The sequence below is a fragment of the Rathayibacter sp. Leaf248 genome, from assembly GCF_920939495.1.
Classification (GTDB): Bacteria; Actinomycetota; Actinomycetes; order Actinomycetales; family Microbacteriaceae; genus Rathayibacter; species Rathayibacter caricis.
Map to the genome: position 1 here is coordinate 955,828 of NZ_CAKLAV010000001.1, position 25,955 is coordinate 981,782.

Sequence of the window (25,955 nt, forward strand, 5' to 3'; positions counted from 1 at the left end):
CCCGCACAGGTCGATGGTGCGAGGCACAGCAGTGCCGTGGGAACTCCCCCTCTGTCGGGATGCCTGAGAGGTTCACGCCGCTCGGAGCGGCGCTTTCACCGTGGGCTGCCTCGTCGGAGTGAGCGCACCGCGCAGGCGGCTCGTCGCTCCGCGACGCATTTCCAGAGTGGCCAGTTCGACGCGGTACAAGACCTGAGAGATTGGCGGGGAGGCTTGCTCCTTCGGTGCCGACGGAGTCGGCTCTCCCGCGTCGCGTATGCGGCCCGGTATTCGGTTGTCCGCTCACCCTAGCGGGGTGCCGCGTGCGCTGTCCTCTCCTCCGAGATGCCACTTCGGTACGGCTCCCTCGGCGTGTCCCGTTCCGGAGTGGCATCTCGCGGAGAGCACGAAGGGTTTGGTGTTCGGGTCGGAGTGACACTAAGCTCCCGGCAGCACTTATAGTCAGTGCGACTCTTAGTAGGGATCCGTCATGGAGGAAGCACTGCCGCGGCTCGCCGTCTCGACCGTGATCTTCGCGTTGCGCCCGCACCCCGAGACCGGGGCGAGCACCGTCTGGATCCCCGTCGTCCGCCGCATCCGCGAGCCGTTCGAGGGCCTCTGGGCGCTCCCCGGCGGCCCGCTCCGTGCCGAGGAGGACCTCGCCGAGGCCGCCCGCCGCACTCTGCGGGAGACCACCGGACTCGGGCCCCGCTACCTGGAGCAGCTCTACGCCGTGGGCGGCCCCGACCGCTCCCCCGGCGAGCGCCGCGTGGTCTCGATCGTCTACTGGGCTCTCGTGCGCACCTCCGAGGCCGACGAGGCGATCGTGGGCGAGAACGTCACCTGGCTGTGCACCGACCTGCCGCTCGAGCTGGCCTTCGATCACGGGCTGATCGTCGCCTACGCCCTGTGGCGTCTGCGCAACAAGATGGAGTACTCCCGCATCGCGCAGGCCTTCCTCGGCGAGACCTTCACCCTCGCGCAGCTGCGCGAGGTGCACGAGGCCGTCCTGCAGAAGCCCCTCGACCCGGCGAACTTCCGCCGCACCATCGAGGCGTCCAAGACCGTGGTACCCACCGAGCAGAGGCTGGCGGGCACCCGTCACCGCCCTCCGCGGCTGTACCGCTACGACGAGTCCGTGGCACTCGTCGACAACGGGCCGCTGCCGGTCTGAGCAACCCACCGGCTCCGCCCGTCCGTCCGCACCATCCGAGGAGAGACACGTGACATCCGTCGACAGCACCATCCAGCTCATCGAGCGCGGAGCCCCGGGCGAGACCTGCGCCCCCGAGCTCGCCGACGCGCCCTGGTCGTTCGACCTCGGCTTCCCCGCCTACGGCCCTGGAGCGTCGCAGGCCGATCCGATCCCCGCCGAGGCCCCCGTGCAAGGCCGGCTCCCCGAGGAGTACACCGCGGCGAGCGCCGACGAGCTGCACCGCCGCATCCTCGACGCGAAGCGGACGCTCGGCGACCGGGTCGTCGTGCTCGGCCACTTCTACCAGCGCGACGAGGTGGTGCAGTACGCCGACTTCGTGGGCGACTCCTTCCAGCTCGCGAAGGCGGCGAAGAGCCGTCCGGACGCCGAGGCGATCGTCTTCTGCGGAGTGCACTTCATGGCCGAGACGGCCGACATCCTCTCGCGCCCGGAGCAGGCCGTGATCCTGCCCAATCTCGCGGCCGGCTGCTCGATGGCCGACATGGCCGACATCGACTCGGTCGAGGACGCGTGGGCCGAGCTCACCGAGCTCTACGGCACCGAGCCGGACGCCGACGGCCGCGTGCCGCTGATCCCGGTCACCTACATGAACTCCTCCGCCGCGCTGAAGGCCTTCTGCGGTCGGAACGGCGGAGTGGTCTGCACCTCCTCGAACGCCGCCACCGTCCTCGAGGACGCGTTCGCGCGCGGGCAGCGGGTGCTCTTCTTCCCCGACCAGCACCTGGGCCGCAACACGGCCAAGGCCATGGGCGTGCCGCTGGAGCGCATGCCGATGTGGAACCCGCGGAAGGCGCAGGGCGGCTCCGACGTGCAGACGCTCCTGGACGCGCAGGTGATCCTCTGGCACGGCTTCTGCTCGGTGCACAAGCGGTTCACCGTCGGCCAGATCGAGAAGGCGCGCGCCGAGCACCCCGGTGTCCGCGTGATCGTGCACCCGGAGTGCCCGATGGCGGTCGTCGACGCCGCCGACGAGTACGGATCCACGGACTACATCGTGAAGGCGATCCAGGCCGCCCCGGCGGGAACGACCTTCGCGATCGGCACCGAGATCAACCTGGTGCAGCGCCTCGCCGTGCAGTACCCGCAGCACACGATCTTCTGCCTCGACGACGTCGTCTGCCCGTGCTCGACCATGTACCGCATCCACCCCGGCTACCTCGCTTGGGTGCTCGAGGGCCTGGTCTCCGGCGTCGTGCACAACCGCATCTCGGTGGACGACTCGGTGAAGGCCGAGGCGGAGATCGCGCTCGAGCGGATGCTCGCGGCCGTTCCGCCCACCGGCCCGACGGCTCCGACGGCGGCCTGACGTGTCGCGGGTCGTCGTCGTCGGCAGCGGGATCGCGGGGCTCGTGACCGCGCTGCTCGCCTCGCGCCGCCACGAGGTGGTGCTGGTCACCAAGGGCGCGATCGCGGAGTCGAGCACGCGCTGGGCGCAGGGCGGGATCGCCGCGGTCACGTCCGCGGACGACTCCGTCGCCCTGCACGTCGAGGACACCCTGACCGCCGGAGCCGGGCTCTGCTCGCGCTCGGCCGTCGAGGTTCTCTGCTCCGAGGGGCCGGCCGCCGTGGCCGCGCTGCTGGCGTGGGGCGTCGGCTTCGACCGCGACGGCGGGGACCTCGCCCGCGGACTCGAGGCGGCGCACTCGCGCTCGCGCATCCTGCACGCGGGCGGCGACGCGACCGGCTCGGCGATCGAGGAGGCGCTCGTGCGGGCCGTGCGGGCCGCTCCCGTGACCGTGCTCGAGCGCACCGCCGTGGTCGATCTCGTGCGCCCGGGGCCCGCGGTGGTGGGCGTCGACGTCCTCCGGGACGGCTCGGTCGAGCGGATCGACGCCGACGCGGTCGTCCTCGCGACCGGTGGCGCGGGCCGGCTGTTCAGCCACACGACCAATCCCGAGGTCGCCACCGGCGACGGGCTCGCCGCCGCCCTGCGCGCCGGAGCCGAGGCGGCCGACCTGGAGTTCTACCAGTTCCACCCCACGGCGCTCGCGCTGCCGGGCGGCTTCCTCGTCTCGGAGGCGGTCCGCGGCGAGGGAGCGGTGCTCCGCGACGCCGCCGGCGAGCGCTTCATGACCGGCGTCCACCCCGACGCCGAGCTCGCGCCCCGCGACGTCGTCGCCCGGGCCATCGCCGAGCGGATGCTCCGCCAGGGCGGCCTGCCCGTGCACCTCGACGCCCGCCACCTCGACCCCGCGGTGCTCGCGAAGCGGTTCCCGAGCATCTCGGCCGCCTGCCGGGCGAACGGCCTCTCGCTCGCCGAGGACCTCGTGCCCGTGACTCCGGCCGCGCACTACTGGATGGGCGGCGTCGCCACCGATCTCGACGGGCGCACGAGCCTCCCCGGCCTGTTCGCCGTGGGCGAGGTCGCCTGCACCGGCGTCCACGGCGCGAACCGGCTCGCCTCGAACAGCCTGCTCGAGGGCGTCGTCTTCGCCCGTCGGACGGCGGAGGCCCTGGACGTGACCGCCCCGACGGCGGCGCCCGCCGCGGCGGCCCGCCCCGTCACTCCGCTCGCCCTCGACCGCTCGGCGCTGCAGGCGGCGATGTGGGCGGGAGCCGGGGTGTCCCGCGACGTCTCGGGGCTCGAGAGCGCCCGGACGGTGCTCCGCGGCGACGAGGCCCCCCTCTCGCTCCGCACTCTCGAGGACGCGAACCTCGTGGAGTGCGGCCGGGCCCTGATCGAGGCGGCCCTCGCCCGATCGGAGTCGCGCGGCGCCCACCACCGCACCGACCACCCCCTCACCGAGGCGACCGCGTACCGCGTCGCCGGAAGAAGAAAGGTCGCCGTGCCGTGCTGACCCGTCAGAGCATCGAACGACTCGTCACCCTCGCGCTCGAGGAGGACGCCCCCTGGGGCGACATCACCACCGAGACGCTGATCCCGGCCGACGCGACGGCGTCCGCGCGGCTCGTCGCCCGCGAGGCGGGGGTCTTCAGCGGCGGAGCCGTCCTGGTCGGCACGATGCTGCAGGCCGACTCCCGCATCCGCACGAGCGTGCTGATCGAGGACGGCGCGTCGTTCGCCGCGGGCGCCGTGCTCGCCGAGATCGACGGTCCCGCCGGCGGCGTGCTGCGCGGCGAGCGCGTCGCGCTGAACCTCGTGCAGCGGATGAGCGGCATCGCCACCCTCACCGCGCACTACGTGAAGGCGGTGGACGGGACGCGCGCGCGCATCGTCGACACGAGGAAGACGACCCCGGGGCTCCGCGCGTTCGAGCGCCACGCGGTGCGCAGCGGCGGCGGACGCAACCACCGCTCCTCGCTGTCGGACGCGATCCTCGCGAAGGACAACCACCTCGCGATCCTCGCCCAGCGCGGGATCGACCTGACGGCCGCGCTGCAGGCGGCGCGGGCCGCTGTGCCGCACACCACCCACATCGAGGTCGAGGTCGACCGCCTCGAGCAGATCGAGCCGGCGCTCGCCGGAGGGGCCGACACGATCATGCTCGACAACTTCACTCCGGAGCAGCTGCGCCAGGGCGTGACGCTGATCGGCGGCCGGGCGGTCGTCGAGGCCAGCGGCGGCGTGAACCTCGAGACGGTGCGGGCCATCGCCGAGGCGGGCGTCGACGTGATCTCGGTCGGCGCGCTCACGCACAGCGTCCGCTCGCTCGACCTCGGGCTCGACATCGACATCGAGGCGCCTGCTCCGTGATCTACCTCGACCACGCGGCGACCTCGCCCGTGCGCCGCGAGGCGCTCGAGGCGATGTGGCCGTTCCTGACGGGCGAGTTCGGCAACCCGTCGAGCAGTCACGCGCTGGGCGGAGCCGCGGCGCGTGCGCTGGAGGAGGCGCGGAGACGCGTCGCACGGTTCCTGGGCGGGCGCGCCTCCGAGACGCTGTTCACCGCCGGCGGCACCGAGTCGATCAACACGGCGGTCAAGGGCCTCGCGCTCGGGGCGCCCCGGGAGCGGCGGATCGTGATCTCGGCGATCGAGCACGAGGCGACGGTGGAGTCGGCCGACTTCCTGCGCCGCGTGCAGGGCTTCGAGGTCGTGGTGGCGCCGGTCGACTCCGTCGGTCGACTGGACCTCGAGGCACTGGCCGCTCTGCTGACGCCGGGGACCGCGCTCGTGTCGATCCTGGCCGCCAGCAACGAGATCGGCACCGTGCAGGACGTGCCGGCCGTGGCCGCCCTCTGCCGCGAGCAGCGCATCCCGCTGCACGTCGACGCGGTGCAGGCGGCGGGCTGGATCGACCTGCCGTCGATGGGGGCCGACGCGGTCTCGATCTCGGGGCACAAGCTCGGCGCTCCGAAGGGGGTCGGCGCGCTGATGCTGCGCAGTCGGCTGCCGTTCGAGCCGCTCCTGCACGGGGGCGGCCAGGAGCGGGACCGGCGCTCGGGCACCGAGAACGTGGCGTTCGCCGTCGCGCTCGGCACCGCGGTGTCGCTGGTCGACCCGTCGCGCGCCGCTCGTGCCGCCGCGGTGAGGGACGCCTTCGCCGAGAGGGTCGCCGCGCTCGCGCCCCGGGCGGCCGCGACCGGATCGGCGGAGCACCGACTGCCGTCGATCGCCTCCTACGTCGTGCCCGGCCGCAGTGGCGAGTCGATCCTGCTGGCACTGGAGGAGCGCGGAGTGGTGGTCTCGAGCGGCTCGGCCTGCGCGGCCGGTCGCGACGAGCCCTCCGACGTGCTGCTCGCGCTGGGGATCGACCCGCGCGTCGCCCAGACCGCGGTGCGGTTCAGCTTCGGAGCGGAGTCGACGGCGGAGGACGCCGAGCGTGCCGCGTCGGCCTTCGCGGAGGTCGTCGAGCGGGCCTGATCCCGCGGACGGCGACGGATCTCGCCGGATCGGGAATGTCGGAGGCACCTGGGAAGGTTCTGACACCTCGAGCCCTGCGCGACCGGCACCGACGGCGCCGCCGCGATGCGCAGCAGGTCGTCGTCGCCTCCGTGCGACCTCGCACCCGCCTCACCAGACACCTGCACGACCTCACGACCGGAGACCCTGTGACCGAGCGCACCCTTCCCGAGACGCGGGAGTCCGCCGCACCCCGAGACCGCACGCCGGCGCCGTCCGCCGTGCTCGAGCCGCGCAGCCGCCTCGTCATCAGCCTGCTGCTGGTGTCGGCGTTCGTCGTCATCCTCAACGAGACAATCATGAGCGTGGCGCTGCCCGACCTCATGCGCGACTTCGGCGTCGAGGCGCACGTGGGCCAGTGGCTGTCCACGGCGTTCATGCTGACGATGGCCGTCGTGATCCCGATCACCGGCTACCTGATCCAGCGCCTGCACACGCGCACGCTCTTCGCGGCCGCCATGACCCTGTTCAGCCTCGGCACGCTCAGCGCCGCGCTGGCCCCCACCTTCGAGGTGCTGCTGGCCGCGCGTGTCGTGCAGGCCGGCGGCACGGCCATCATGATGCCGCTGCTGATGACCACGGTGATGACCCTCGTCCCGCCGTCGATCCGCGGCCGGATGATGGGCAACATCTCGATCGTGATCTCGGTCGCCCCCGCCGTCGGCCCGACGATCTCGGGCGTCATCCTCAACTTCCTCAGCTGGCGCTGGATGTTCTGGATCGTGCTGCCGATCGCGGTCGGCGCGCTGCTCCTGGGCCTCCGCAAGGTGGAGAACGTGACGGAGCCGCGCAAGATCCCGATCGACTCCCTCTCGGTCGTGCTCTCGGTCTTCGGCTTCGGCGGCCTGGTCTACGGCCTCAGCTCGCTCGGCGAGGGCGGCGAGGCGGTCGTCGCTCCGTGGGTGCCGTTCGTCGTCGCGGGCCTGGGCCTCGCCGGCTTCATCCTGCGCCAGCTCTCGCTGCAGCGGACCGACCGCGCCCTGCTCGATCTGCGCACCTTCACCTCCGGCGGGTTCACCGTGGCGATCGTGATGATGGCGGTCAGCATGTCGGCGCTCTTCGGCACGCTGATCCTGCTGCCGCTCTACACGCAGAACGTCCTCGGGCTGACGCCGCTGGAGACCGGTCTGCTGCTGCTCCCCGGCGGACTGCTGATGGGCCTGCTGGCGCCGTTCGTCGGACGCGGATACGACCGATTCGGACCGCGCGTGCTGCTCGTTCCCGGTTCGGTGGTCGTCGCCGCCGCACTCTGGGGCTTCACCTTCCTCGACGAGAACTCGTCGTCGATGTTCATCCTGTCGCTGCACGTGGTGCTGAGTCTCGGGCTGGCGTTCGTCTTCACTCCGCTGTTCACCGCGGGCCTGGGCTCGGTGAAGCCGAAGTTCTACTCGCACGGCAGCGCCATCATCGGCACCGTGCAGCAGCTCGGAGGCGCGGCCGGCACGGCGCTGTTCGTCACCGTGCTCTCGATCCAGTCGGCCGCGCTCGCCCGCGAGGGCGCCGACCAGATCACGGCCTCGGCCGGCGGGATCCACTCGGCCTTCGTCTGGGGAGCGTCCATCGCCTCCCTCGCGATCGTCGCGGCCTTCTTCGTCCGGCGTCCCGCCGAATCCGACGTCCCGCTGCCCGTCGGGCACTGACCCGTCGACCCGCCGTGCCCGGCCGCCCTCCCGCTCGCCGGGTCGGCTGCCGGGCACGCCGTGTTCACCCGCCGGACACCCGGTGCTCCTAGCGTGACGCCCCGGTCGTGCCCTCCCCCGCGCGGCCGGAACGGAGACCGGACGTGGAGACGACCCTCGTGCAGGACCACCTCGACGCCGGCGCTCTCGCGGCGCCGCCCCGCACCCTCATCGACGTGCTGCGCGAGAGCGCCCGGCTCCACCCCGACGCCTCCGCCCTCGAGGACCCGGCGGGCGCCCTCAGCTATCGCGAGCTCCTCGCCCGCGTCGTCGGAGCGGCAGGCGAGCTGACGGCCGCCGGAGTCCGGCGCGGCGACCGCGTCGGCGTCCGCATGGCGAGCGGGTCGCGCGAGCTCTACCTCTCGATCCTCGCGATCCTCGCCGCCGGCGCCGCCTACGTCCCGGTCGACGCGGACGACCCCGAGGAGCGCGCGCAGCTCGTGTTCGGCGAGGCGCGCGTGCGCGGCGTCATCACCGGAGCAGGCCGCTTCGAGCGGACAGCGGAGGAGCCGCCCGCCCTCCTCTTCACCGGGACCGCGCCGCACCCCAGCACCGCGTCGATCCCGCTGCTCCAGCCGCCCGCGCTCGAGGACGACGCGTGGATCATCTTCACCTCCGGCTCCACCGGCACCCCGAAGGGCGTCGCCGTCAGCCACCGCTCCGCCGCGGCCTTCGTCGATGCGGAGGCGCGGCTATTCCTGCAGCAGGAGCCGCTCGGCCCGGGTGACCGCGTGCTGGCCGGCCTCTCGGTCGCGTTCGACGCATCCTGCGAGGAGATGTGGCTGGCCTGGCGCCACGGCGCGTGCCTGGTGCCCGCACCGCGCTCCCTCGTTCGGAGCGGCATGGACCTCGGCCCCTGGCTGACGACCCACGGCATCACCGTCGTCTCCACCGTGCCCACCCTCGCCGCACTGTGGCCCGCCGAGTCGCTCGAGAACGTCCGGCTGCTGATCTTCGGCGGCGAGGCCTGCCCGCCCGAGCTCGCGGAGCGCCTCGCCGTCGAGGGCCGCGAGGTCTGGAACACCTACGGCCCGACCGAGGCGACCGTCGTCGCCTGCGCGGCACCGCTGGGCGGGCCGGGGCCCGTGCGCATCGGCCTCCCGCTCGACGGCTGGCGGCTCGCGGTCGTCGACGCCGAGGGGAACCGGGTCCCCGAGGGCGGGGTCGGCGAGCTCGTCATCGGCGGAGTCGGACTGGCGCGCTACCTCGACGCCGCGAAGGACGCCGAGAAGTACGCCCCCGCTCCCCTGCTCGGCTGGGAGCGCGCGTACCGGTCCGGCGATCTCGTGCGCTACGAGGCCGAGGGCCTCGTCTTCCAGGGCCGCGCCGACGACCAGGTCAAGCTGGGCGGCCGCCGCATCGAGCTCGGCGAGGTCGAGTCCGCCCTGCAAGCGCTGCCGGGGGTGTCCGGAGCCGCGGCCGCGGTCCGCACCACGGCCGCCGGCAACCAGGTCCTCGTCGGCTACCTCGCTCTCGCCGCGGGCCGCGAGCTCGACCGCGATGCCGCCCTCACGCGGCTGCGCGCGGAGCTCCCGGCCGCGCTGGTCCCTCTGCTGGCCGTCGTCGACGAGCTGCCGACCCGCACCTCCGGCAAGGTCGACCGGGCGGCTCTGCCCTGGCCGCTCGCCGAGGCGGCGCCGTCGGACGACGCGCTGGATCCCGAGACCGCCTGGCTCGCCGCCCGCTGGCGCGAGGTCCTGGGCGTCCCCGTCGACGAGCGGGCCGACTTCTTCGATCTGGGCGGCGGCTCGCTCGCCGCCGCTCAGCTCGTCGCCCGGATCCGCGAGCGCGATCCGGAGTTCACCGTCGCCGACGTCTACGCGCACCCGCGCCTCGCCGCGATGGCGGCCGAGATCGCGAGCCGCGCGACCGGCCTCGGCCCCGTCTCCGATCACCGCATCGCGCCCGTCCCCCGGCGGATGCAGGTGCTGCAGACCGTGCTGGGCGCGCCGCTCCTGATCCTGGGAGGCGCGCGCTGGCTCGTCGCCCTGCTGACGGTCTGCTCGCTCCTGGATCTGCTGCCGGGCTTCGGATTCCTGCCCACCGTGTGGCCGGCGGTGCTCGTGCCCGCCTTCGTCCTGCTCTGCACGCCGTTCGGGCGCATGGGCCTCACCGTGATCGCCGCCCGCCTCCTGCTGCGCGGCGTGCGGGCGGGCGATCATCCGCGCGGCGGAGGAGTGCACCTGCGGCTCTGGCTCGCCGAGCAGGTCGCCCACCAGCTCGGTGCCGTGAGCCTGGCCGGTGCCCCCTGGGTCTCGTACTACGCCCGCGCCCTCGGCGCCCGGATCGCCGAGGACGTCGACCTGCACTCCCTCCCTCCGCTGACCGGCATGCTGACGCTCGGCCGGGGCGCCGCGATCGAGCCCGAGGTCGACCTGTCGGGCTACTGGATCGACGGCGATGTCGTGCGGGTCGGAGCCGTCCGCGTCGGCGCGGGCAGCACGGTCGGTGCGCGCAGCACCCTCCTCCCCGGCGCCCGCATCGGCAAGCACGCGCAGATCGAGCCCGGATCGGCCGTCTTCGGACGGGTGCCGGCCGGGCAGCGCTGGGGCGGCTCGCCCGCGCAGCGCCTGGGCAAGGCGAACGCCGGGTTCCCGGACGAGCGGCCGCCCAGGGCGACCGGATTGGTCTGGGCCTACGCGCTCGCGGCGGTGGGCCTCGCCGCCGTGCCGATCCTCTCGTTCGGCGCGGGCGTGGGAGTGGTCGCCGTCGCGGTCCAGGGCTCCGGCACCCTCGCCGAGGCGGTCCCGCGCGCGCTCGCCGCCCTCGTGCCCGCCGTCGCCGTCACGGGAGCCGCGCTCGCGGGTCTCGTGGTCCTCCTCGTCCGCCTGCTGGGCCTCGGCGTCGAGCCCGGCACCCATCCCGTCCGCGGCCGGATCGGCTGGCAGGTCTGGTCGACCGAGCGGCTGCTGGATCAGGCGCGCACGCTGCTCTTCCCGCTCTACTCCGGCCTCTTCACCCCCGTCTGGCTGCGCCTGCTCGGCGCGCGCGTCGGGCACGACGTCGAGGCGTCGACCGTGCTCCTGCTGCCCGCCATGACGACCATCCGCGACGGCGCCTTCCTCGCCGACGACACCCTGGTCGCCTCCTACGCCCTCGGCGGCGGCTGGATGCGCCTCGCCCGAGCCGAGATCGGCGAGCGCGCGTTCCTCGGCAACTCCGGCATGGCCGCTCCGGGACACACCGTCCCGGCCGGCGGACTCGTCGCGGTCCTGTCCTCGGCCCCGCGGAAGTCCAAGGCCGGCTCCTCCTGGCTCGGCTCTCCCCCGGTGCGCCTGCGCCGGACCGTCGTCGAGGCGGAGGCGGAGCGCACTTTCCGTCCGCCGGCGCGGCTCCGCGTCGCCCGCATCGTCTGGGAGCTGTTCCGCTTCGTCCCCGTCGTCGTCTCGGTGGCGATCGGCTCGGGCGTCGTCGTCGCCCTGCTCGCGCTCGTCGAGTCGTTCGGCGCGATCGTCGCGATGCTGCTGAGCGGAGTCGTGCTGCTGGCCGCCGGAGCGGTGGCCGCCGCCGTCTCCACCGCGGCGAAGTGGCTGCTGATCGGGCGCGTCCGCGCGGGCGAGCATCCGCTCTGGTCCTCGTTCATCTGGCGCAGCGAGCTCGCCGACACCTTCACCGAGATGGTCGCCGCCCCCTGGTTCGCGCACGCGGCCGCCGGCACCCCGGCCCTCGTGTGGTGGCTGCGCAGCCTCGGCGCGCGCATCGGGCGGGGAGTCTGGTGCGAGAGCTACTGGCTCCCTGAGGCCGATCTCGTCGTCCTGGGCGACGGAGCGGCCGTCAATCGCGGGTGCGTCGTGCAGACCCACCTGTTCCATGATCGAATCATGAGCATGGATGCCGTGAGCCTGGATACCGGAGCGACCCTCGGACCGCACAGCGTGATCCTCCCCGCGGCGCGGATCGCCGAGCACGGCACCGTCGGCCCCTCGTCGCTCGTGATGCGCGGCGAGCTCGTGCCGGCGGGAAGCCGCTGGAGCGGCAACCCGATCGGACCGTGGCGCGACGTGCGCGTCGCCGACTACCACGCGCCCGTCGCGTGAGCCCCGCGCAGCTCGGACTCGAGACCGCCGGCGACACCTACGTCCCCGGCATCGGCAACACCGGCTACCGCGTCGAGTCGTACGAGCTCCAGCTCGACTACCGCGTCTCGAGCAACCGGCTCGCCGCCCGCGCTCTGATTCACGCTGTCGCCCTGCAGCCGCTGCGGCGGTTCAGCCTCGACCTCAGCCGTCTGCGCGTGGGCCGGGTGCGCGTCGACGGGCGCCGCGCCCAACACGCGCAGACGCCGCACAAGCTGCGGGTGACCCCCGAGACGCTGCTGCGCACGGGCGAGCCGTTCGTCGTCGAGGTCGAGTACGGCGGTCATCCGGCTCCGCGCGCGAGCCACTGGGGCGAGCTGGGCTGGGAGGAGCTGACCGACGGCGTCCTCGTGGCCTCGCAGCCGACCGGAGCCTCCACCTGGTTCCCCTGCAACGACGACCCCGCCGACAAGGCCGCCTACCGCGTCCGCATCACCGCCGAGGAGGGCTACGCGGTGGTCGCGAACGGCGTGCTGGTCGACTCGAGCGCGCGATCCGGCCGCAGGACCTGGCTCTACGAGCAACCGGAGCCGACGGCCACCTACCTCGCCTCCGTGCAGATCGGGCGCTACGCCCTGGAGGAGCGCCTGCTCGCGGGCGTCCCCGTCACGATCGCGCGTCCTGCGGCGCTCGCCGCGCGCTCGTCGCGCGACTTCGCTCCGCTCGGCGCGATGCTCGAGCTCTTCCAAAGGCTCTTCGGCCCGTACCCGTTCGCGCGGTACTCCGTCGTCGTGACCGCCGACGATCTCGAGATCCCGCTCGAGGCGCAGGGCATGGCCGTCTTCGGCGCGAACCACGTCGACGGGCGCGGCGGATCGGAGCGGCTGATCGCCCACGAGCTCGCCCACCAGTGGTTCGGCAACAGCGTCGGCGTCGCCCGGTGGCGGCACATCTGGCTCAACGAGGGCTTCGCCTGCTACGCGGAGTGGCTCTGGTCGGAGCAGGCGGGCGGGCCCTCCGCCGACTCCCTCGCCCGCCGTCACCACGCCCTCCTGCGGGCTCAGCCCGAGGATCTCGTGCTCGCGGACCCGGGCCCCGTCTCGCTCTTCGACGACCGCGTCTACAAGCGCGGGGCGCTCACCCTGCACGCCCTGCGGCTGCACGTCGGCGACGAGCCGTTCTTCGCCCTCGTCCAGGAGTGGACGCGCCGGCACGCCCACGGCGCGGTCACCGACGAGGACTTCCGGGAGCTCTGCACCGAGCTGCTGCCGGCCGGGGTGGACGAGCTGCTCGACACCTGGCTCCTCGACGAGGAGCTGCCCGCGCTATCGGCCCGCTGACACCAGCGAGTCGGCGAGCGCGTCGGAGTGCTCGCGCCGCCAGCCGATGATCGGACCGGTGCCGCGCCCCTCGACCGGGCCCAGCGCGACGCTGACGCGGAACGCCGGGTCGAGCCGCGGCTCGGCCAGCCGGAACCGCACCCCGTCGATCCGGGCCTCCGCCGCGATCCGCGACTCGTGGATGAGGACACGGTGCGGATCGACCGCGAGCCCGCGCCCGTCGGCCTTCAGCACCGCCTCGATCCGGGTCCAGTGCAGGATCGGATCGGCCGGCCGGGCCGCCCCGACCCAGAACGGCGCTCCCGCGACCCGGGTGATCTGCGCACCGCGCTCGGCGGACCCCGCGGCCGGCTCGATGTCGACTCCGACGACGCCCGCGCTGCTGGCGGCGACGACCACCGCTCCGGCGCAGTGCGCGACGCTGACCGACAGCGTGGCGAGGAGCGGATCCGCCCCCTCGAGCCGCGGGCGTCCGTGCGGTCCCGAGCAGCCCGCGCAGCACGCGACGACGTCGATCCCGGAGGCGCTCCCGCCGGTGAGCTCCGCGGCGAGCATCCGGAGCAGCACGCGCCCGAAGACGAAGCGCTCGGCGACGGAGGCGGCCGCCGTCGCCTCGTAGCGCTCCCGCTCCGCCGCGGTCAGCAGCGGCAGCAGGCGCTCGGCGTCGAGCGTCTGCTCGTCCAGCGCGAGCCAGCGCAGGTGCACCCCCGGCAGGTCGTGACCGTCGTCCCGGCCGACCGCCGGTCGCGGCGCTCCCGCCGTGTCCGTCCCCCTCATGCGTCCCCCTCAGAACCGTCGCGCGGGGGCGATGTGCTCGCCCCGCTCGTAGACCTCGCTCGCCGGTCCCACGATCAGGGGATCCGGTCCGTGCGCTCCGACGACCTCGTCGTCGCGTCCGTCGTACTCGTACAGGCTCAGCACGTGCCGCATGGCCTCGAGCCTCGCCCGCTTCTTGTCGTTGCTCTTCACGACCGTCCACGGAGCGTCGTCCGTGTCGGTCGCGGCGAGCATCGCCTCCTTCGCCGCCGTGTAGTCGTCCCACTTGTCGAGCGAGGCGAGATCCATCGGCGAGAGCTTCCACTGCCGCACCGGGTCGATCATCCGGATCGTGAACCGCGTACGCTGCTCCTCCGCCGACACCGAGAACCACAGCTTGACGAGGTCGATGCCGTCGCCGGCGAGCATGCTCTCGAAGAGCGGCGTCTGCCGGATGAACTCGTCGTACTGCTCCGGGGTGCAGAACCCCATCACGCGCTCGACTCCGGCGCGGTTGTACCAGGAGCGGTCGAACAGCACGATCTCGCCCGCGGCGGGCAGGTGCGAGACGTAGCGCTGGAAGTACCACTGCGTCGCCTCCCGCTCGGTCGGCTTCTCGAGCGCCACGACCCGGGCGCCGCGCGGGTTCAGGTGCTCGGTGAAGCGCTTGATCGTGCCGCCCTTGCCGGCGGCGTCGCGCCCCTCGAAGACCACGACGAGTCGACGTCCGTGCTTCTTGATCCAGTTCTGCAGCTTGAGCAGCTCGATCTGCAGCAGCCGCTTGCCCGCCTCGTACTCCTCGCGCGACATCCGCTCGTCGTAGGGGTAGCCCTCGCGCCAGGTGTCGATGCGCGTGCCGTCGCGGTGCAGTAGCACGGGGTCGTCGTCGTCCTCGTCGAGCACGACGAGGTCTCGGGCGTCGTCGGGGGTCAGGGTGCGGAGGAGCTCGGGGTCGACGCGAGCGGTCTCGGAGGCGGCGGTCACGCGCCGACGGTAGACGCCCTCGGCGACGCGGGAGTGAACGGCCGGTGTCCTGGCGCGCCGTCCTGGCCGGACGTACCCTCGTCGCATGTGCCGGAACATCCACGCGCTCCACAACTTCGAGCCCGCCGCGACCGACGACGAAGTCCACGCCGCCGCCCTCCAGTACGTGCGCAAGATCAGCGGCACGACGAAGCCGTCGAAGGCGAACCAGGAGGCGTTCGACCGCGCCGTCGCCGACATCGCGCACATCACGGGGCACCTCCTCGAGGACCTCGTGACGGCCGCGCCGCCGAAGGACCGCGAGGTCGAGGCGGCGAAGGCGCGCGAGCGCTCGGCGAAGCGGTTCGCGACGGCGTGAGCCTCAGGCGGTGAAGGCGGCGGGCGGCAGGTCCGTCTCGCCGGCCTCGAGCGCGTCCACGATGCGGGTCGCGACGGCCGCCGGAGCGAGACCCGCCCCGAACCGCGGCGCCTCGCCCGCGAGCGGATGCTGTGACAGCTCGGTCTCGGTGTGACCCGGCCGCGCGTCGATCAGCAGCACTCCCGCCTTCTTGTACTCGCGCGCCGACGCCTTCACGAACGAGTGCAGAGCCGCCTTGGAGGCGGAGTACGCGGCGAGGCCGGCCGTGGGCGCCTCGGCGACGACTCCGCTGATCGTGACTGCGAACGGCTCGCGGCCCTCGGAGGCGGAGGCCGCCAGCGGGGCGAAAGCGGCGGTCAGCACACGGATCGGCGCCAGAGCGTTCACCTCCACGAGCTCCTCGAGGACGGTCTCGTCCAGCTCGGCCGAGGGCCCGAAGGCGACGACGCCCGCCGCGATCACGACGCCGTCGAGCCGCCCGTGGCGCTCGAGCGCCTCGGCGATCAGCCGAGCGGGCGCGTCCTCCCCGCGGAGATCGGCGACCAGCGGCTGCTCCCCGAGGGACGCGTCGTCCCGTCCGCTGCGGAGGACGCGGGCGCCGCTGGCCTCCAGCTCGTCGGCGATCAGCCGGCCGAGCCCTCCCGACGCACCGAGGACCAGGATGACCGCGTCGTCGAATCTGCTCATGCCCGGAGCCTAGCCAGCGGATCTGGCGCAGATCGGCACTTCCGCGACCGTCTCCCGCGCCCCTAGCCTTGTCGCCATGCCTCGACCCGAGACCAGTACTGTGCTGCGCACCCTCGTCGAGGTCCTCGAGGACCCGGCGCCGATCAACCCCGGCCACGCCCAGCACGTCTCGGAGCTGATCCACGAGGTCCTGGCCGAGGACACGCCGACCGGAGGCAGCCCCCTGCCCCTCGCCGCCCTCGCCCTCGAGGACCCGGCCGTGGAGGACCCCGCGCTGTGAGCGCGACGGCGGCTTCTCCTCGACTGCATCTCAGCCGATCAGATAGGCGAAGCCGCGCCCGGTCGCGGCGACCTGCCTGACGAAGACGACCGCCCGGTGCAGGAAGTCGAGCACGTACTCGTCCTCCTTCCCGGCGCCTGATTCCGACGTCAGCTCGTCCTGAAGCGCCACTAGGTCCGCCGCGATGAGGGGGACCTCGTCAGGTGTGATCGCTCGCGACCACGAGATCCAGCCGAGGTCGACCGGCGTGACTCGACCTTCGAACATGCGATGACTCGGACGAGCAATGGAGTGTGCGCTCGCCGGTGCTGTCAGGGCCTGCAGGGCGGACCAGGCCTTGTCCAGGTAGAGCATCTCGGACTTCGGCACCGATTGGACGAAGTCGGTGACAGCGGACATCGCGCCCGGCGGGAGACCCCACGCATCGGCGAGGGGATCGGCGGAGATGACGCTCCGAGGATCGGCGAGGGCCGACTCGGTCGCGTCCGCGTCGAAGGTGTAGGCGTAATAGCGGATTCCCATGCGACGAGCGTGCAGTGCTCGGTCGGCGGACTGTGAACGACGAGACGGTTCTGTGGAGGATCCGGTCATCGGGTCCCCTCGGGAGGACGTGAGCGCCCGCCCGTGTCCGACCTCATCGGTAGACTTTCCGGGCTGAGACGAAGGGGGCTCCGGTGCAGCAGGACTCGACGGCCGCGGCCGGCTGGTACGCCGACGGCGACGGCACGCTGCGCTGGTGGGACGGCGAGCGCTGGACCGATGCGCGGAAGTCCGCCACCGACGGAGCCTTGCCCCGCGTCCTCGACGGCGCACCGGCCCACTACCGGCTCCCGAACGCCGACGGCGCCGCCACCGTCGACGTCGTCGGCGAGTCCGACCGCCTCGAGGAGATCGCCGCCGTGCTCGGACGGCCCCTGAGGAAGGACGAGCGCCACGAGCAGCGGATCGACGTCCAGCTCGTTCCGGAGCCGGACCGCCCCGGCGACCCGACGGCCGTCTCCGTGCGGGCCGCGGGCCGGGTCATCGGCTACCTGCCCGACTCCGCCTCCTACCAGCCGCCGCTGGCGCGGATCACGGCGAGCGGAGTGGTGCCGACCACGGGCGCGCAGCTGACGGCGACCCGGACGAGCCGCGGACTGCGCGCCTCCGTCCGCCTCGCCCTCGTCGACGCCGAGCTGATCACGCCCGCGAACACCCCGCCGACGACGCCCTACTCGCTCATCCCCTGGGGCCGCGGCCTCCAGGTGCTCCGCGAGGACGAGCACTTCGCGCAGCTCGTCGACGTCCTGCCCGGCGGCGGACGCGGCCTCGTGATCGTGACTCTCCATCCGCTCGACGACCAGATCGAGCTCCGCCTCGACGGCTCCCGCGTCGGCGAGCTCTCCCCCGCCGTCTCGCAGCAGTTCGCGCCGACCATCCGGCATCTGCAGAGCCTCGGCCTGACCGCCGCCGCCCACGCCGCCCTCCGCAGCTCCCCGCTCCAGGCGGAGCTGACCCTGCAGGCCGCGCGCGCCTCCGAGCTGCCGGAGCACTGGGTCGACGGCCCGCCGGTCGTGCTGCCCCCGCTGGTGCCGGTGGCCGCTTCGTACGACCTGCCCGCCGCGTACGTGAAACCGCTGCGACCCACGCCGCTGACATCGGAGGAAGCCGCCCGCGCGACGCGCCGCCTGGTCGCCTGGATCGTCGTCGGCACGTCCGTCCTGGTCGGCCTCTCGAGCTGGTTCATCGGGGACGTCCTGAACTGAGTGCGATCACGCGACCGGATCCGCTGATCAGCCGATCGGACTCGTCCAGTCGCCGAGCTTCCCGGCGCTCTCCTCCGCCGCCACTTCTCCAGTGGCGACGCCGATCACGAGGTCGTACGCCTCATCGTCGGGCGCGTCGAGATCGAGCCCGTTCAGCCCGAGGAAGACCACGGCCGAGAGCCAGCCGAGCCGCTTGTTCCCGTCGACCAGCGGATGGTTGCGGACGATCGACTCGAAAAGTACCGCTGCCTTCAGATGGATGCCCGGGTAGGCCTCGCGGCCGTAGAGCGAGGACTGCGGTCGGTGAGCGGCGGAGTCGAGGAGTCCGAGATCGCGCACCGACGCTACTCCGAGGTCCTCGGCGATCGCGAGCAGATCCTCGAGTCCGAGGTAGCGCACTACTGGGCGAGCCGGTCGTGCAGCGCCGCGTACCGCTCGCGCCCGCGGGACGAGAGCTCGGCGACATCTGCCCGCTGCACTCGGCGATCCGCCGCCTCGAGGATCGCGCGCACCGTCGCCTCCTGCTTGCTGATGCCCTGCGAGTCGGCGAGAGCCGCGAGGGCGCGCTCCTGCTCGTCGGTCAGCCTCAGTGTCATCGCCATGCGTCGATGATACCAGCGTGATACCACGCCGCACTCAGCAGCCCGCTGCGGATGCCGTCGCCGCGCCCACACTCCGGCTCGTGGAAACAGCTCCGGCTCGCAAGAATCCACGGATTCTGCGAGCCGAAAGCGGTTCGACGAGCCGGAGCCCGACTACACGTTGAAGCGGAACTCCACCACGTCGCCGTCCTGCATCACGTAGTCCTTGCCCTCGATGCGGGCCTTGCCCTTCGAGCGGGCCTCCGCGATCGACCCGGTCTCGACCAGGTCGTCGAACGAGATGATCTCGGCCTTGATGAAGCCCTTCTGGAAGTCGGTGTGGATCACGCCGGCCGCCTGCGGAGCGGTCCAGCCCTTCCCGATGGTCCAGGCACGCGTCTCCTTCGGGCCCGCCGTGAGGTAGGTCTGCAGGCCCAGCGTGTCGAAGCCGATGCGCGCGAGCTGGTTCAGGCCCGACTCCGTCTGGCCGGTCGACTCGAGCATCTCGGCGGCGTCGGCCTCGTCGAGGTCGATCAGCTCGGACTCGATCTTCGCGTCGAGGAAGATCGCCTGCGCCGGAGCGACCAGCGCCGACAGCTCGGCCTTCCGGGCGTCGTCCGTCAGCACGGCCTCGTCGACGTTGAAGACGTAGATGAAGGGCTTCGCGGTCAGCAGCCCGAGCTCGCGGATCGGCTCGAGATCGATCGTGGTCGCCGACAGCGGCTTGCCGGAGTCGAGGAACTCGCGCGCCTTCTTCGCGGTCTCGAGAACGATCGGCTCGATCTTGCGGCCCTTCAGCTCCTTCTCGTACCGAGCCTCGGCCTTCTCGAGGGTCTGCAGGTCGGCGAGGATCAGCTCGGTGTTGATGGTCTCCATGTCGCTGGCGGCGTCGACCTTGCCGTCGACGTGGACGACGTCCGAGTCCTCGAAGCCGCGGATGACCTGCGCGATGGCGTCGGCCTCGCGGATGTTGGCGAGGAACTTGTTGCCGAGCCCCTCCCCCTCGGAGGCGCCGCGGACGATGCCGGCGATGTCGACGAAGGAGACGGGAGCGGGCAGAATGCGCTCCGAGCCGAAGATCCCGGCGAGCACCTCCAGCCGCGGGTCGGGCAGGTTCACGACTCCGACGTTGGGCTCGATGGTCGCGAACGGGTAGTTCGCCGCGAGCACCGTGTTCTTGGTCAGTGCGTTGAAGAGCGTCGACTTGCCGACGTTGGGGAGACCGACGATTGCGATAGTGAGAGCCACGGGCATCCATCCTACGGCGTGGCGGCGCAGGCCCCCGCGTGCCTTTCCCGGCCGCGTCGGAGGTGCGTGAGAGGGTGAAGCGTGCCCATCGACTTCACCGCCATCGATTTCGAGACCGCCAACTCCCACGGGGCCTCCGCCTGCTCGGTGGGGCTCGTGAAGGTCCGCGACGGCCGCGTCGTCGACCGCGCGGGGTGGCTCATCCGCCCGCCGTTCGGCTTCGACGACTTCCTCGAGTGGAACACCCGGATCCACGGCATCCGCAAGGCGGACGTGCACGGCGCCCTCGGCTGGAGCGACCAGTTCGCCGACCTCGCGGCGTTCGCCGGCGACGACGTCTTCGTCGCGCACAACGCCGGCTTCGACATGGGCGTCATCCGGGCCGCCTGCGCGGCGACGGAGCTCGAGCACCCCGAGTACGACTACCTCTGCTCGCTGCAGCTCGCCCGCAAGACCTACGAGCTCGAGTCCTACCGGCTGCCGTTCGTGGCGCGCGCGGCCGGCTTCGAGGATTTCCGCCACCACGACGCCTCGGCCGACGCCGAGGCGTGCGCGGCGATCGTCGTGCACGCGGCAGCGCGCCACGGAGCGCGCAGCATGGCCGAGCTGGGCGAACTCGCCGGCATCACCGTCAAGCGCCTGCGCCCCGCCGCTCCCGTCGCCGCCTGACGCCGCTCATCCGGCGCGCGGGTCGCCGAACCAGTCGCTGAACAGGCGCCAGAAGTTGCGATTGCCGTACGCCGAGCACGCATCGCCCTCGCCGTACAGGTTCTCGAGGGCCGCCGCGTTGGGCTGATAGGGCGTGTAGTAGTAGAGCCCCGCGGTCGCCGCGTTCTCGATCAGCACCGGAGCCGTGCCGCAGCTCGCATCGGGTGAGTACTGCACCTCGCTCACCTCGCCGACGGGGTACCAGTCGAAGCTGCTGTCCGGGTTCGCGTAGCGCTGGAACTGCCACGCCGCTCCGTAGACCTGGCCGAAGAAGCCGAAGTAGTCGCTGTCGCAGTCGGCCGTGTCGGGGCAGCCGTAGCCCGTCGCGCTGCGGAACTGCCGCTCCCCGGGGGACGGATCGGTCACCAGCGACTGCTCCTTCTGCAGCAGCACCAGGAGCACCGCGGGGCTGACGTCGCAGGCGGCGCCGACCGATCCGATGATCTCGGCCGCCGAGCGCCCCGGGCCTCCGACGTACGCGGCGCACTGCTCGTCGGCCGCCACGTCGCCCGTGTCCTCCGCGTAGTCGCGCAGGCAGGGCACGTCCTCGCCCTCGCACTCGAGCACCCGCGCGTCCAGGAACGCCTGGATCGCGGTCGGCGCGAGAGCGTCGCCGTCGAAGAACACCGCGTCCGACACGATCTCGCCGGGGTCGAAACCCGACGCGTCGGCTCTCGGCACGAAGTCCGTCCACATCCGCACCTCGGCGACCGACGGCGGCGTCGCGGCCGACCCGCCGAGATCACTCGCACCGGACAGCAGCACCGCCGCCGCGAGCGACGCGAGAGCGGCCGCCCCTCCCCGGCGCCCACGGACAGCGCGCGGGGAGGTCGGCGTACTCATCCGTCCACGCTAGCGGCGACCCCCGACGGGGTCGGCCGCACGGCGTGACCCGGGATCAGCCGCAGGGCGTGAGCCGCGCGACCGAGTCCGACAGCGTGTTCGTGCTGCCCAGCAGGACGACCCTCTTCGCGCCGAAGCGCGCGATGTCGTCGAGCACGGCCCGCGGGACGCAGTCCCTCGGCACCGCGAACAGCGGGCTTCCGCTGTAGCCCGCAGCCGTGGCTCCTGCAAGTGCGTCCGGGTAGTTCTCGCCGGTCGCCAGGAGCACGGTGCTCGCCTTCTGGAAGGCCGCCGCGTTCAGCTTCTCGGAGGTGTCGTAGCGGTCGGTGCCGCCGATCCGCGTCGAGGCGATCGGGAGCGTCCGCTTGATGCCGTCGCTGACCGAGAGCGCGCTGCCGGCGATGGTCAGCGTCTTCACGCCGAGCCGGGTGACGACGGTCTTCGTCGCCGGGTCGGCCGCGGCGAGACCGCCGTTGACGAGGATCACGGGAGCGTCGACCGAGCCGGCCGCCGCACTCGCGCCCAGCGCGTCCGGGAACTTCTCCCCGGTGGCGAGCCACGCCTTCGAGGAGCCCTGCGGGAACGCGTAGGCGATGATCTTGCGCGAGGTGTCGTAGCGGTCCACTCCGCCGATGCGCTGGATGGACTTCGTGTAGCGGGCCAGCTCCCGGCCGAGCGAGTCGCTGACGCTCTGCGCCGAGCCGACGACGACGATCTTGGCGGGCTTCAGGCGGGCCAGCTCGTCGCGGACGGGCTGCGACATGGAGTCGCGGTCGACCAGCAGCAGCGGGCCGCCCTGCTTGGCGGCGGCCGGAGCGGCGCTGAGCGCGTCCGGGAAGTTGCCGCCGGTGGCGATGTAGACGACGGGCACGTCGGCCTTGAAGGTGGCCTGCGAGATCTTCACCGCGGTCTCCTGGCGGTCCTTGCCCGCGAGGCGGTCGACCTGCAGTGTCCCCTGACCGCCGACGCTCGAGCAGCCGAGGTCCTTCGACCCGGGGCCGCGCGAGTCGCCCGACCCGACCCAGCGGTTCCAGTCGACGGAGGCGGCGCTCACGCAGACCGTGTAGGCGCCGGACTGGGAGGCGGGCGTGGTGACGGTGAAGCCGTGGTTCCCGCCCGCAGCGGGGAGCTGTCCCGGGATGTCGCCGCGTCGGCTGTCCGCCGTCACCGTGCGGACGGTCCTCTCGCCGTTGGGAGCGGTGATCGTCACCGTGGTCGCGAGGGCCGCGCGCTGCGTGGTCGGGTCGACCGTCCACCCGGAGGCGGTGAGCACGCCGCCCGAGATCCGCGGCGCGTCGACGCGGCCCACAGGTGCGGCTCCGGCGTTCGCCAGCGAGCCGCTCCAGTCGCTGAAGATGTACCAGAAGTTGATGTTGCCGTAGCTCGCGCAGGCCTGATTCCCCGTGTTGGTCAGGGCGTACTCGTTGGGCTGGTACGGCGTGTAGTAGTAGAGGTTCGCCGTGGCCTGGTTGCGCACCGCGACCGGCGAGGAGCCGCAGGACGCGTCGGGGTGGAACAGGATGTCCGGGGTCGTCCCCGCCGCGTACCGGCTGAAGGACTGGTCCGATCCGACCGGGTTCGCGTACTTCTTGAACTGGCGCGCCGCTCCGTAGACCTGCGTGAAGAAGCCGGCCGAGCCGGTGTCGCAGCCGGAGCCGTCGGGGCAGTTGAAGCCGGTGGCCTGGTTGTAGAGGCCCGCGGTCGGACGGGTCGTGGTGACCAGGCTCGTCTCCTTCTGGACGAGCACGGCCAGGACGAGCGGGTTGATGCCGCAGGCCTCGCCGACCCGGGCGAAGATCGACGCCGCGGACTCGCGGGAGCTGCCGCGGTACTCGCGGCACATCGGGTCGGCCGCCTTCGTCGGCGTCGACTGGCTGAACTCCTTCAGGCAGGGCACGCCGTCGTTCGTGCCGGAGCAGGCGCTGCCCTTGTCGTTCAGGAGCGCCTGCATCCCGGAGGCGCTCTTCGCGCCGCTGTCGAAGAAGACGGCGTCGCTGAAGATGAAGCCGGCACGGAAGCTCTTCGTGCTGCTGGCCGGGTACTGGACCTTCAGGTCCCCGGGCGCGTCGTCGGCGACGTCGACGCCGGCGTCGGAGGCGCCCGGCTCGACGAGGACGGAGGCGGGCGGCAGGACGTCCTCGGCGGCCGAAGCGGCGGTGACCGGGACGAGAGCGGTGCCGAGCCCGACGGCGACGGCGAGCGCGGCGGTGAGCAGGCGCGATGATCGGCGGTGATTCCCCATGATCGCGAAGTCTACGAGGAGACCGAGGACGGTCTTGTCCCTCATCAGGGCGCCGCGCCGATGACCGCGTGCTCAGTGTCGGACGTCCGTGGTGTCATCGCGGCATGGACACCTCCTTCCTCCTCGGACTCGTGATCGGCGCTCTCCTGGCCGGTCTGGCCGTCGCGCTGTGGGCGCGCTCCCGCATGCCCGATCAGGCGCTCGCGCTCGAGCTCGCCACCGCGAGCGCCCGGGCCGACGGGCTGGAGGAGCGGCACGAGGCGGTCGTGGAGCAATACCGCGAGCAGGTCGGCACGGCCCGCGAGCAGGTGCGCGAGCTCCAGGAGCAGCTCCGCGCCGTGGCCGAGCGCGAGCGGCACGACGCGCGCATCCTGCAGACACTCTCCCCCGTCGCCGAGAGCCTGCGCGGGATGCAGGAGGCGGTGCGCCGGCTCGAGAGCGAGCGCGCGGAGCAGTTCGGAGCGATCACCGAGCAGCTGGAGGGGCAGCGCGCGGCGGGCGAGCGGCTCCGCTCCACGACCGAGACCCTGGCGTCAGCGCTCCGCTCGAACAGCAGTCGCGGTGCCTGGGGCGAGACGCAGCTGCGCAACGTCGTCGAGGCGGCGGGGCTCGTGCAGCGCGTCGACTTCGACGTGCAGTTCGGCGTCGAGGGCGAGGGGGGCCGCGGTCGCGCCGACATGGTCGTCCGCCTGCCCGGCGGCAAGGCGATCGCCGTCGACGCGAAGGTTCCGTTCGACGCCTACCTCGAGGCGAGCGCGATCCCGGCCGGTGCGGGTGCCGACGAGGAGGCGCGCCGCACGGCTCTCCTGCGCGCCCACGTGCGCGCCCTGCGCGGCCATATCGACGCCTTGGCGGCGCGCTCGTACTGGTCCGGGCTGCCGGCCAGCCCCGAGTTCGTGATCGCCTTCGTCCCCAGCGAGCCGCTGCTCGCGAGCGCGCTCGACTCCGACCCGACGCTGCTCGAGTACGCGTTCCGCAAGCGCGTCGCCCTCGCCTCGCCCGTCACCCTGTGGTCGGTGCTGAAGACGGTCGCCTACACGTGGCAGCAGGACGTGCTGACCGACGACGCGAAGCGGCTCCTCGACCTCGGCAAGACCCTCTACGCGCGCCTGAGCACGCTCGCCGACCACGCGGAGGGGCTGCGCCGGTCGATCGAGAGGACGGTCGACTCCTACAACGCGTTCGCCGGCTCCCTCGAGAGCCGCGTGCTCGTCACCGCGCGCCAGTTCGACTCGCTCGACGAGACGCGCGTCATCGCCCCGGCACAGGGCGTCACGTCCTCGCCGCGCCGCCTCACGGCCGTCGAGCTCGTCGAGTCGGAGGCCCTCCCCGACGAACGCAGCGCCTGAGCCGGCGCTCCGGAACGGCGAAGGGGCCCGGCGCCTCAGCGCCGAGCCCCTTCGGGACGAGGAGGGGTGGCTAGATCCACTTCTCCGCGAGGTGCTGCGCGGTCACGCGGCGGATGGTCCCCGAGCGCGAGCGCAGGACGATCGACTCCGTCGTGATGACGTGCCCCTCCTTGCGCACGCCCTTCACGAGCCCGCCGTTGGTCACGCCGGTCGCGACGAAGTACGTGTTGTCGCTGCGGACGAGGTCGTTCGCGTGCAGGACCCGGTCGAGGTCGTGGCCGGCGTCGATCGCGCGCTGGCGCTCGTCGTCGTCCTTGGGCCGCAGGATCCCCTGGATCACGCCGCCCAGCGCGCGGATCGCGCAGGCCGTGATGATGCCCTCGGGCGTTCCTCCGATGCCGACGCACATGTCGAGGCGCGAGTCGTGACGGGCCGCGTTGATGCCGCCCGCGACGTCGCCGTCGAGCAGGAGGCGCGTGCCGGCGCCCGCGGCGCGGATCTCCTCGATCAGCTTCGCGTGGCGCGGGCGGTCGAGCACCGCGATGCGCATCTCGTCGACGGGCTTCCGCTTGGCGCGGGCCAGGGCGCGGATGTTCTCGCCGATCGGGCGCTCGATGTCGATGATCCCGACGCCCTCGGGCCCGGTGACGATCTTCTCCATGTAGAACACGGCGGACGGGTCGAACATCGCGCCGCGGTCGGCGACGGCGATCATCGAGAGGGCGTTCTGGCGACCCGCGGCGGTCAACGAGGTGCCGTCGATCGGGTCGACGGCGATGTCGGCCGACGGGCCGGAGCCGTTGCCCACGTGCTCGCCGTTGTAGAGCATGGGCGCGTTGTCCTTCTCGCCCTCGCCGATGACGACGACCCCGTCGAAGTTGACGGTGCCGAGGAAGGTGCGCATGGCGTCGACGGCGGCGCCGTCGGCGGCGTTCTTGTCGCCCTTGCCGATGAACGGCACGGCACGGATGGCCGCGGCCTCGGTGGCCCGGACGAGCTCCATGCCGAGGTTGCGATCAGGGTGGAGGTAGAGCGAGTCGTGGTCGGTATCGGTCACAGCGCGGAGTCCTTCGCGTTCGAGTTCGTGCAGACGGCGTCGTCGCAGGACCCGCGAGAGCGGGTCCCCATCCCGCTCGAAGCC

Annotated in this window: 23 protein-coding genes and 1 riboswitch; of the genes, 13 read left to right on the forward strand and 10 right to left on the reverse strand. The window is 72.7% G+C overall.

The features are described from left to right. Nucleotides 1-171: 171 nt before the first annotated feature. Nucleotides 172-258, reverse strand: a riboswitch (glycine riboswitch). A gap of 211 nt (nucleotides 259-469) precedes the next feature. The 8 genes from LRG51_RS04725 (at nucleotide 470) to LRG51_RS04760 (ending at nucleotide 13,033) form a co-directional block, all read left to right on the forward strand. Beyond that, on the forward strand, nucleotides 470-1,153 hold the full coding sequence (locus LRG51_RS04725; protein ID WP_230671423.1) for an NUDIX hydrolase: 684 nt from the start codon (nucleotides 470-472) through the stop codon (nucleotides 1,151-1,153). Between the two features lie 49 nt (nucleotides 1,154-1,202). Next, nucleotides 1,203-2,501, forward strand: coding sequence for a quinolinate synthase NadA (gene nadA / locus LRG51_RS04730; protein ID WP_055788466.1), 1,299 nt, complete (start codon nucleotides 1,203-1,205; stop codon nucleotides 2,499-2,501). A gap of 1 nt (nucleotide 2,502) precedes the next feature. Beyond that, on the forward strand, nucleotides 2,503-3,993 hold the full coding sequence (nadB, locus tag LRG51_RS04735; RefSeq protein WP_230671425.1) for an L-aspartate oxidase: 1,491 nt from the start codon (nucleotides 2,503-2,505) through the stop codon (nucleotides 3,991-3,993). Then, complete coding sequence (gene nadC, locus LRG51_RS04740; RefSeq protein ID WP_230671427.1) at nucleotides 3,987-4,850, forward strand: carboxylating nicotinate-nucleotide diphosphorylase; 864 nt, start codon at nucleotides 3,987-3,989, stop codon at nucleotides 4,848-4,850. The genes nadB and nadC overlap by 7 nt, the downstream gene beginning before the upstream one ends. Beyond that, the gene (locus tag LRG51_RS04745) at nucleotides 4,847-5,959 is read left to right on the forward strand and encodes a cysteine desulfurase family protein (RefSeq protein WP_230671429.1); all 1,113 of its coding nucleotides are present in this window, start codon (nucleotides 4,847-4,849) and stop codon (nucleotides 5,957-5,959) included. Before nadC ends, LRG51_RS04745 begins: the two co-directional genes overlap by 4 nt. Before the next feature lie 188 nt (nucleotides 5,960-6,147). Continuing rightward, nucleotides 6,148-7,638, forward strand: coding sequence for a DHA2 family efflux MFS transporter permease subunit (locus LRG51_RS04750; RefSeq protein ID WP_442966652.1), 1,491 nt, complete (start codon nucleotides 6,148-6,150; stop codon nucleotides 7,636-7,638). Between the two features lie 143 nt (nucleotides 7,639-7,781). Beyond that, complete coding sequence (locus LRG51_RS04755) at nucleotides 7,782-11,714, forward strand: Pls/PosA family non-ribosomal peptide synthetase (protein WP_230671432.1); 3,933 nt, start codon at nucleotides 7,782-7,784, stop codon at nucleotides 11,712-11,714. Then, a complete protein-coding gene (locus LRG51_RS04760; protein WP_230671434.1) occupies nucleotides 11,711-13,033 on the forward strand; it encodes a M1 family metallopeptidase in 1,323 nt (440 codons plus the stop codon). The genes LRG51_RS04755 and LRG51_RS04760 overlap by 4 nt, the downstream gene beginning before the upstream one ends. Here LRG51_RS04760 and LRG51_RS04765 read toward each other — a convergent pair. Together LRG51_RS04765 and ppk2 are read right to left on the reverse strand one after the other, a co-directional pair. After that, entirely contained in the window at nucleotides 13,019-13,810 is a 792-nt protein-coding gene (locus LRG51_RS04765) for a 4'-phosphopantetheinyl transferase family protein (protein WP_230671436.1), read from the reverse strand. The genes LRG51_RS04760 and LRG51_RS04765 overlap by 15 nt on opposite strands. 9 nt (nucleotides 13,811-13,819) lie before the next feature. Then, on the reverse strand, nucleotides 13,820-14,860 hold the full coding sequence (ppk2, locus tag LRG51_RS04770; RefSeq protein ID WP_442966653.1) for a polyphosphate kinase 2: 1,041 nt from the start codon (nucleotides 14,858-14,860) through the stop codon (nucleotides 13,820-13,822). Between ppk2 and LRG51_RS04775 the strand changes: the two genes are divergently transcribed. Then, the gene (locus LRG51_RS04775; protein ID WP_230671438.1) at nucleotides 14,859-15,131 is read left to right on the forward strand and encodes a DUF2277 domain-containing protein; all 273 of its coding nucleotides are present in this window, start codon (nucleotides 14,859-14,861) and stop codon (nucleotides 15,129-15,131) included. The two genes, ppk2 and LRG51_RS04775, sit on opposite strands and share 2 nt — an antisense overlap. Nucleotides 15,132-15,134: 3 nt before the next feature. Here the strand turns inward: LRG51_RS04775 and LRG51_RS04780 are convergent, their stop codons facing one another. Beyond that, complete coding sequence (locus LRG51_RS04780; RefSeq protein ID WP_230671440.1) at nucleotides 15,135-15,818, reverse strand: SDR family NAD(P)-dependent oxidoreductase; 684 nt, start codon at nucleotides 15,816-15,818, stop codon at nucleotides 15,135-15,137. 76 nt (nucleotides 15,819-15,894) lie between these two features. Between LRG51_RS04780 and LRG51_RS04785 the strand changes: the two genes are divergently transcribed. Next, nucleotides 15,895-16,098 (forward strand): hypothetical protein, encoded by a 204-nt coding sequence (locus LRG51_RS04785; protein WP_230671442.1) that lies wholly within the window; start codon nucleotides 15,895-15,897, stop codon nucleotides 16,096-16,098. Between the two features lie 30 nt (nucleotides 16,099-16,128). On the opposite strand, the gene LRG51_RS04790 is transcribed toward LRG51_RS04785, so the two are convergent. Beyond that, a complete protein-coding gene (locus LRG51_RS04790; protein WP_230671444.1) occupies nucleotides 16,129-16,620 on the reverse strand; it encodes a hypothetical protein in 492 nt (163 codons plus the stop codon). Between the two features lie 152 nt (nucleotides 16,621-16,772). On the opposite strand from LRG51_RS04790, the gene LRG51_RS04795 reads away from it, so the two are divergent. Next, a complete protein-coding gene (locus LRG51_RS04795) occupies nucleotides 16,773-17,843 on the forward strand; it encodes a DUF2510 domain-containing protein (RefSeq protein WP_230671446.1) in 1,071 nt (356 codons plus the stop codon). 27 nt (nucleotides 17,844-17,870) lie between these two features. Here LRG51_RS04795 and LRG51_RS04800 read toward each other — a convergent pair whose 3' ends face one another. The 3 genes from LRG51_RS04800 to ychF form a co-directional block, all read right to left on the reverse strand. After that, nucleotides 17,871-18,242, reverse strand: coding sequence for a type II toxin-antitoxin system death-on-curing family toxin (locus tag LRG51_RS04800; protein ID WP_230671448.1), 372 nt, complete (start codon nucleotides 18,240-18,242; stop codon nucleotides 17,871-17,873). Then, on the reverse strand, nucleotides 18,242-18,445 hold the full coding sequence (locus LRG51_RS04805; RefSeq protein ID WP_230671450.1) for a CopG family transcriptional regulator: 204 nt from the start codon (nucleotides 18,443-18,445) through the stop codon (nucleotides 18,242-18,244). Before LRG51_RS04805 ends, LRG51_RS04800 begins: the two co-directional genes overlap by 1 nt. A 153-nt stretch (nucleotides 18,446-18,598) precedes the next feature. After that, nucleotides 18,599-19,672: a redox-regulated ATPase YchF gene (ychF, locus tag LRG51_RS04810; RefSeq protein WP_077221952.1), complete on the reverse strand. Its 1,074-nt coding sequence runs from the start codon at nucleotides 19,670-19,672 to the stop codon at nucleotides 18,599-18,601. An 81-nt stretch (nucleotides 19,673-19,753) separates the two neighbouring features. Between ychF and LRG51_RS04815 the strand changes: the two genes are divergently transcribed. Continuing rightward, a complete protein-coding gene (locus LRG51_RS04815; protein WP_230671452.1) occupies nucleotides 19,754-20,341 on the forward strand; it encodes an exonuclease domain-containing protein in 588 nt (195 codons plus the stop codon). A 6-nt stretch (nucleotides 20,342-20,347) separates the two neighbouring features. Here LRG51_RS04815 and LRG51_RS04820 read toward each other — a convergent pair whose 3' ends face one another. Both LRG51_RS04820 and LRG51_RS04825 read right to left on the reverse strand, forming a co-directional pair. Continuing rightward, on the reverse strand, nucleotides 20,348-21,223 hold the full coding sequence (locus LRG51_RS04820) for a hypothetical protein (protein WP_230671454.1): 876 nt from the start codon (nucleotides 21,221-21,223) through the stop codon (nucleotides 20,348-20,350). A 55-nt stretch (nucleotides 21,224-21,278) separates the two neighbouring features. Next, nucleotides 21,279-23,510: a cell wall-binding repeat-containing protein gene (locus LRG51_RS04825; RefSeq protein WP_230671456.1), complete on the reverse strand. Its 2,232-nt coding sequence runs from the start codon at nucleotides 23,508-23,510 to the stop codon at nucleotides 21,279-21,281. Between the two features lie 59 nt (nucleotides 23,511-23,569). On the opposite strand from LRG51_RS04825, the gene LRG51_RS04830 reads away from it, so the two are divergent. Then, on the forward strand, nucleotides 23,570-24,814 hold the full coding sequence (locus LRG51_RS04830; protein ID WP_055788359.1) for a DNA recombination protein RmuC: 1,245 nt from the start codon (nucleotides 23,570-23,572) through the stop codon (nucleotides 24,812-24,814). A 70-nt stretch (nucleotides 24,815-24,884) separates the two neighbouring features. On the opposite strand, the gene glpX is transcribed toward LRG51_RS04830, so the two are convergent. Beyond that, on the reverse strand, nucleotides 24,885-25,871 hold the full coding sequence (gene glpX, locus LRG51_RS04835; RefSeq protein ID WP_416351479.1) for a class II fructose-bisphosphatase: 987 nt from the start codon (nucleotides 25,869-25,871) through the stop codon (nucleotides 24,885-24,887). Nucleotides 25,872-25,955: the final 84 nt, after the last annotated feature.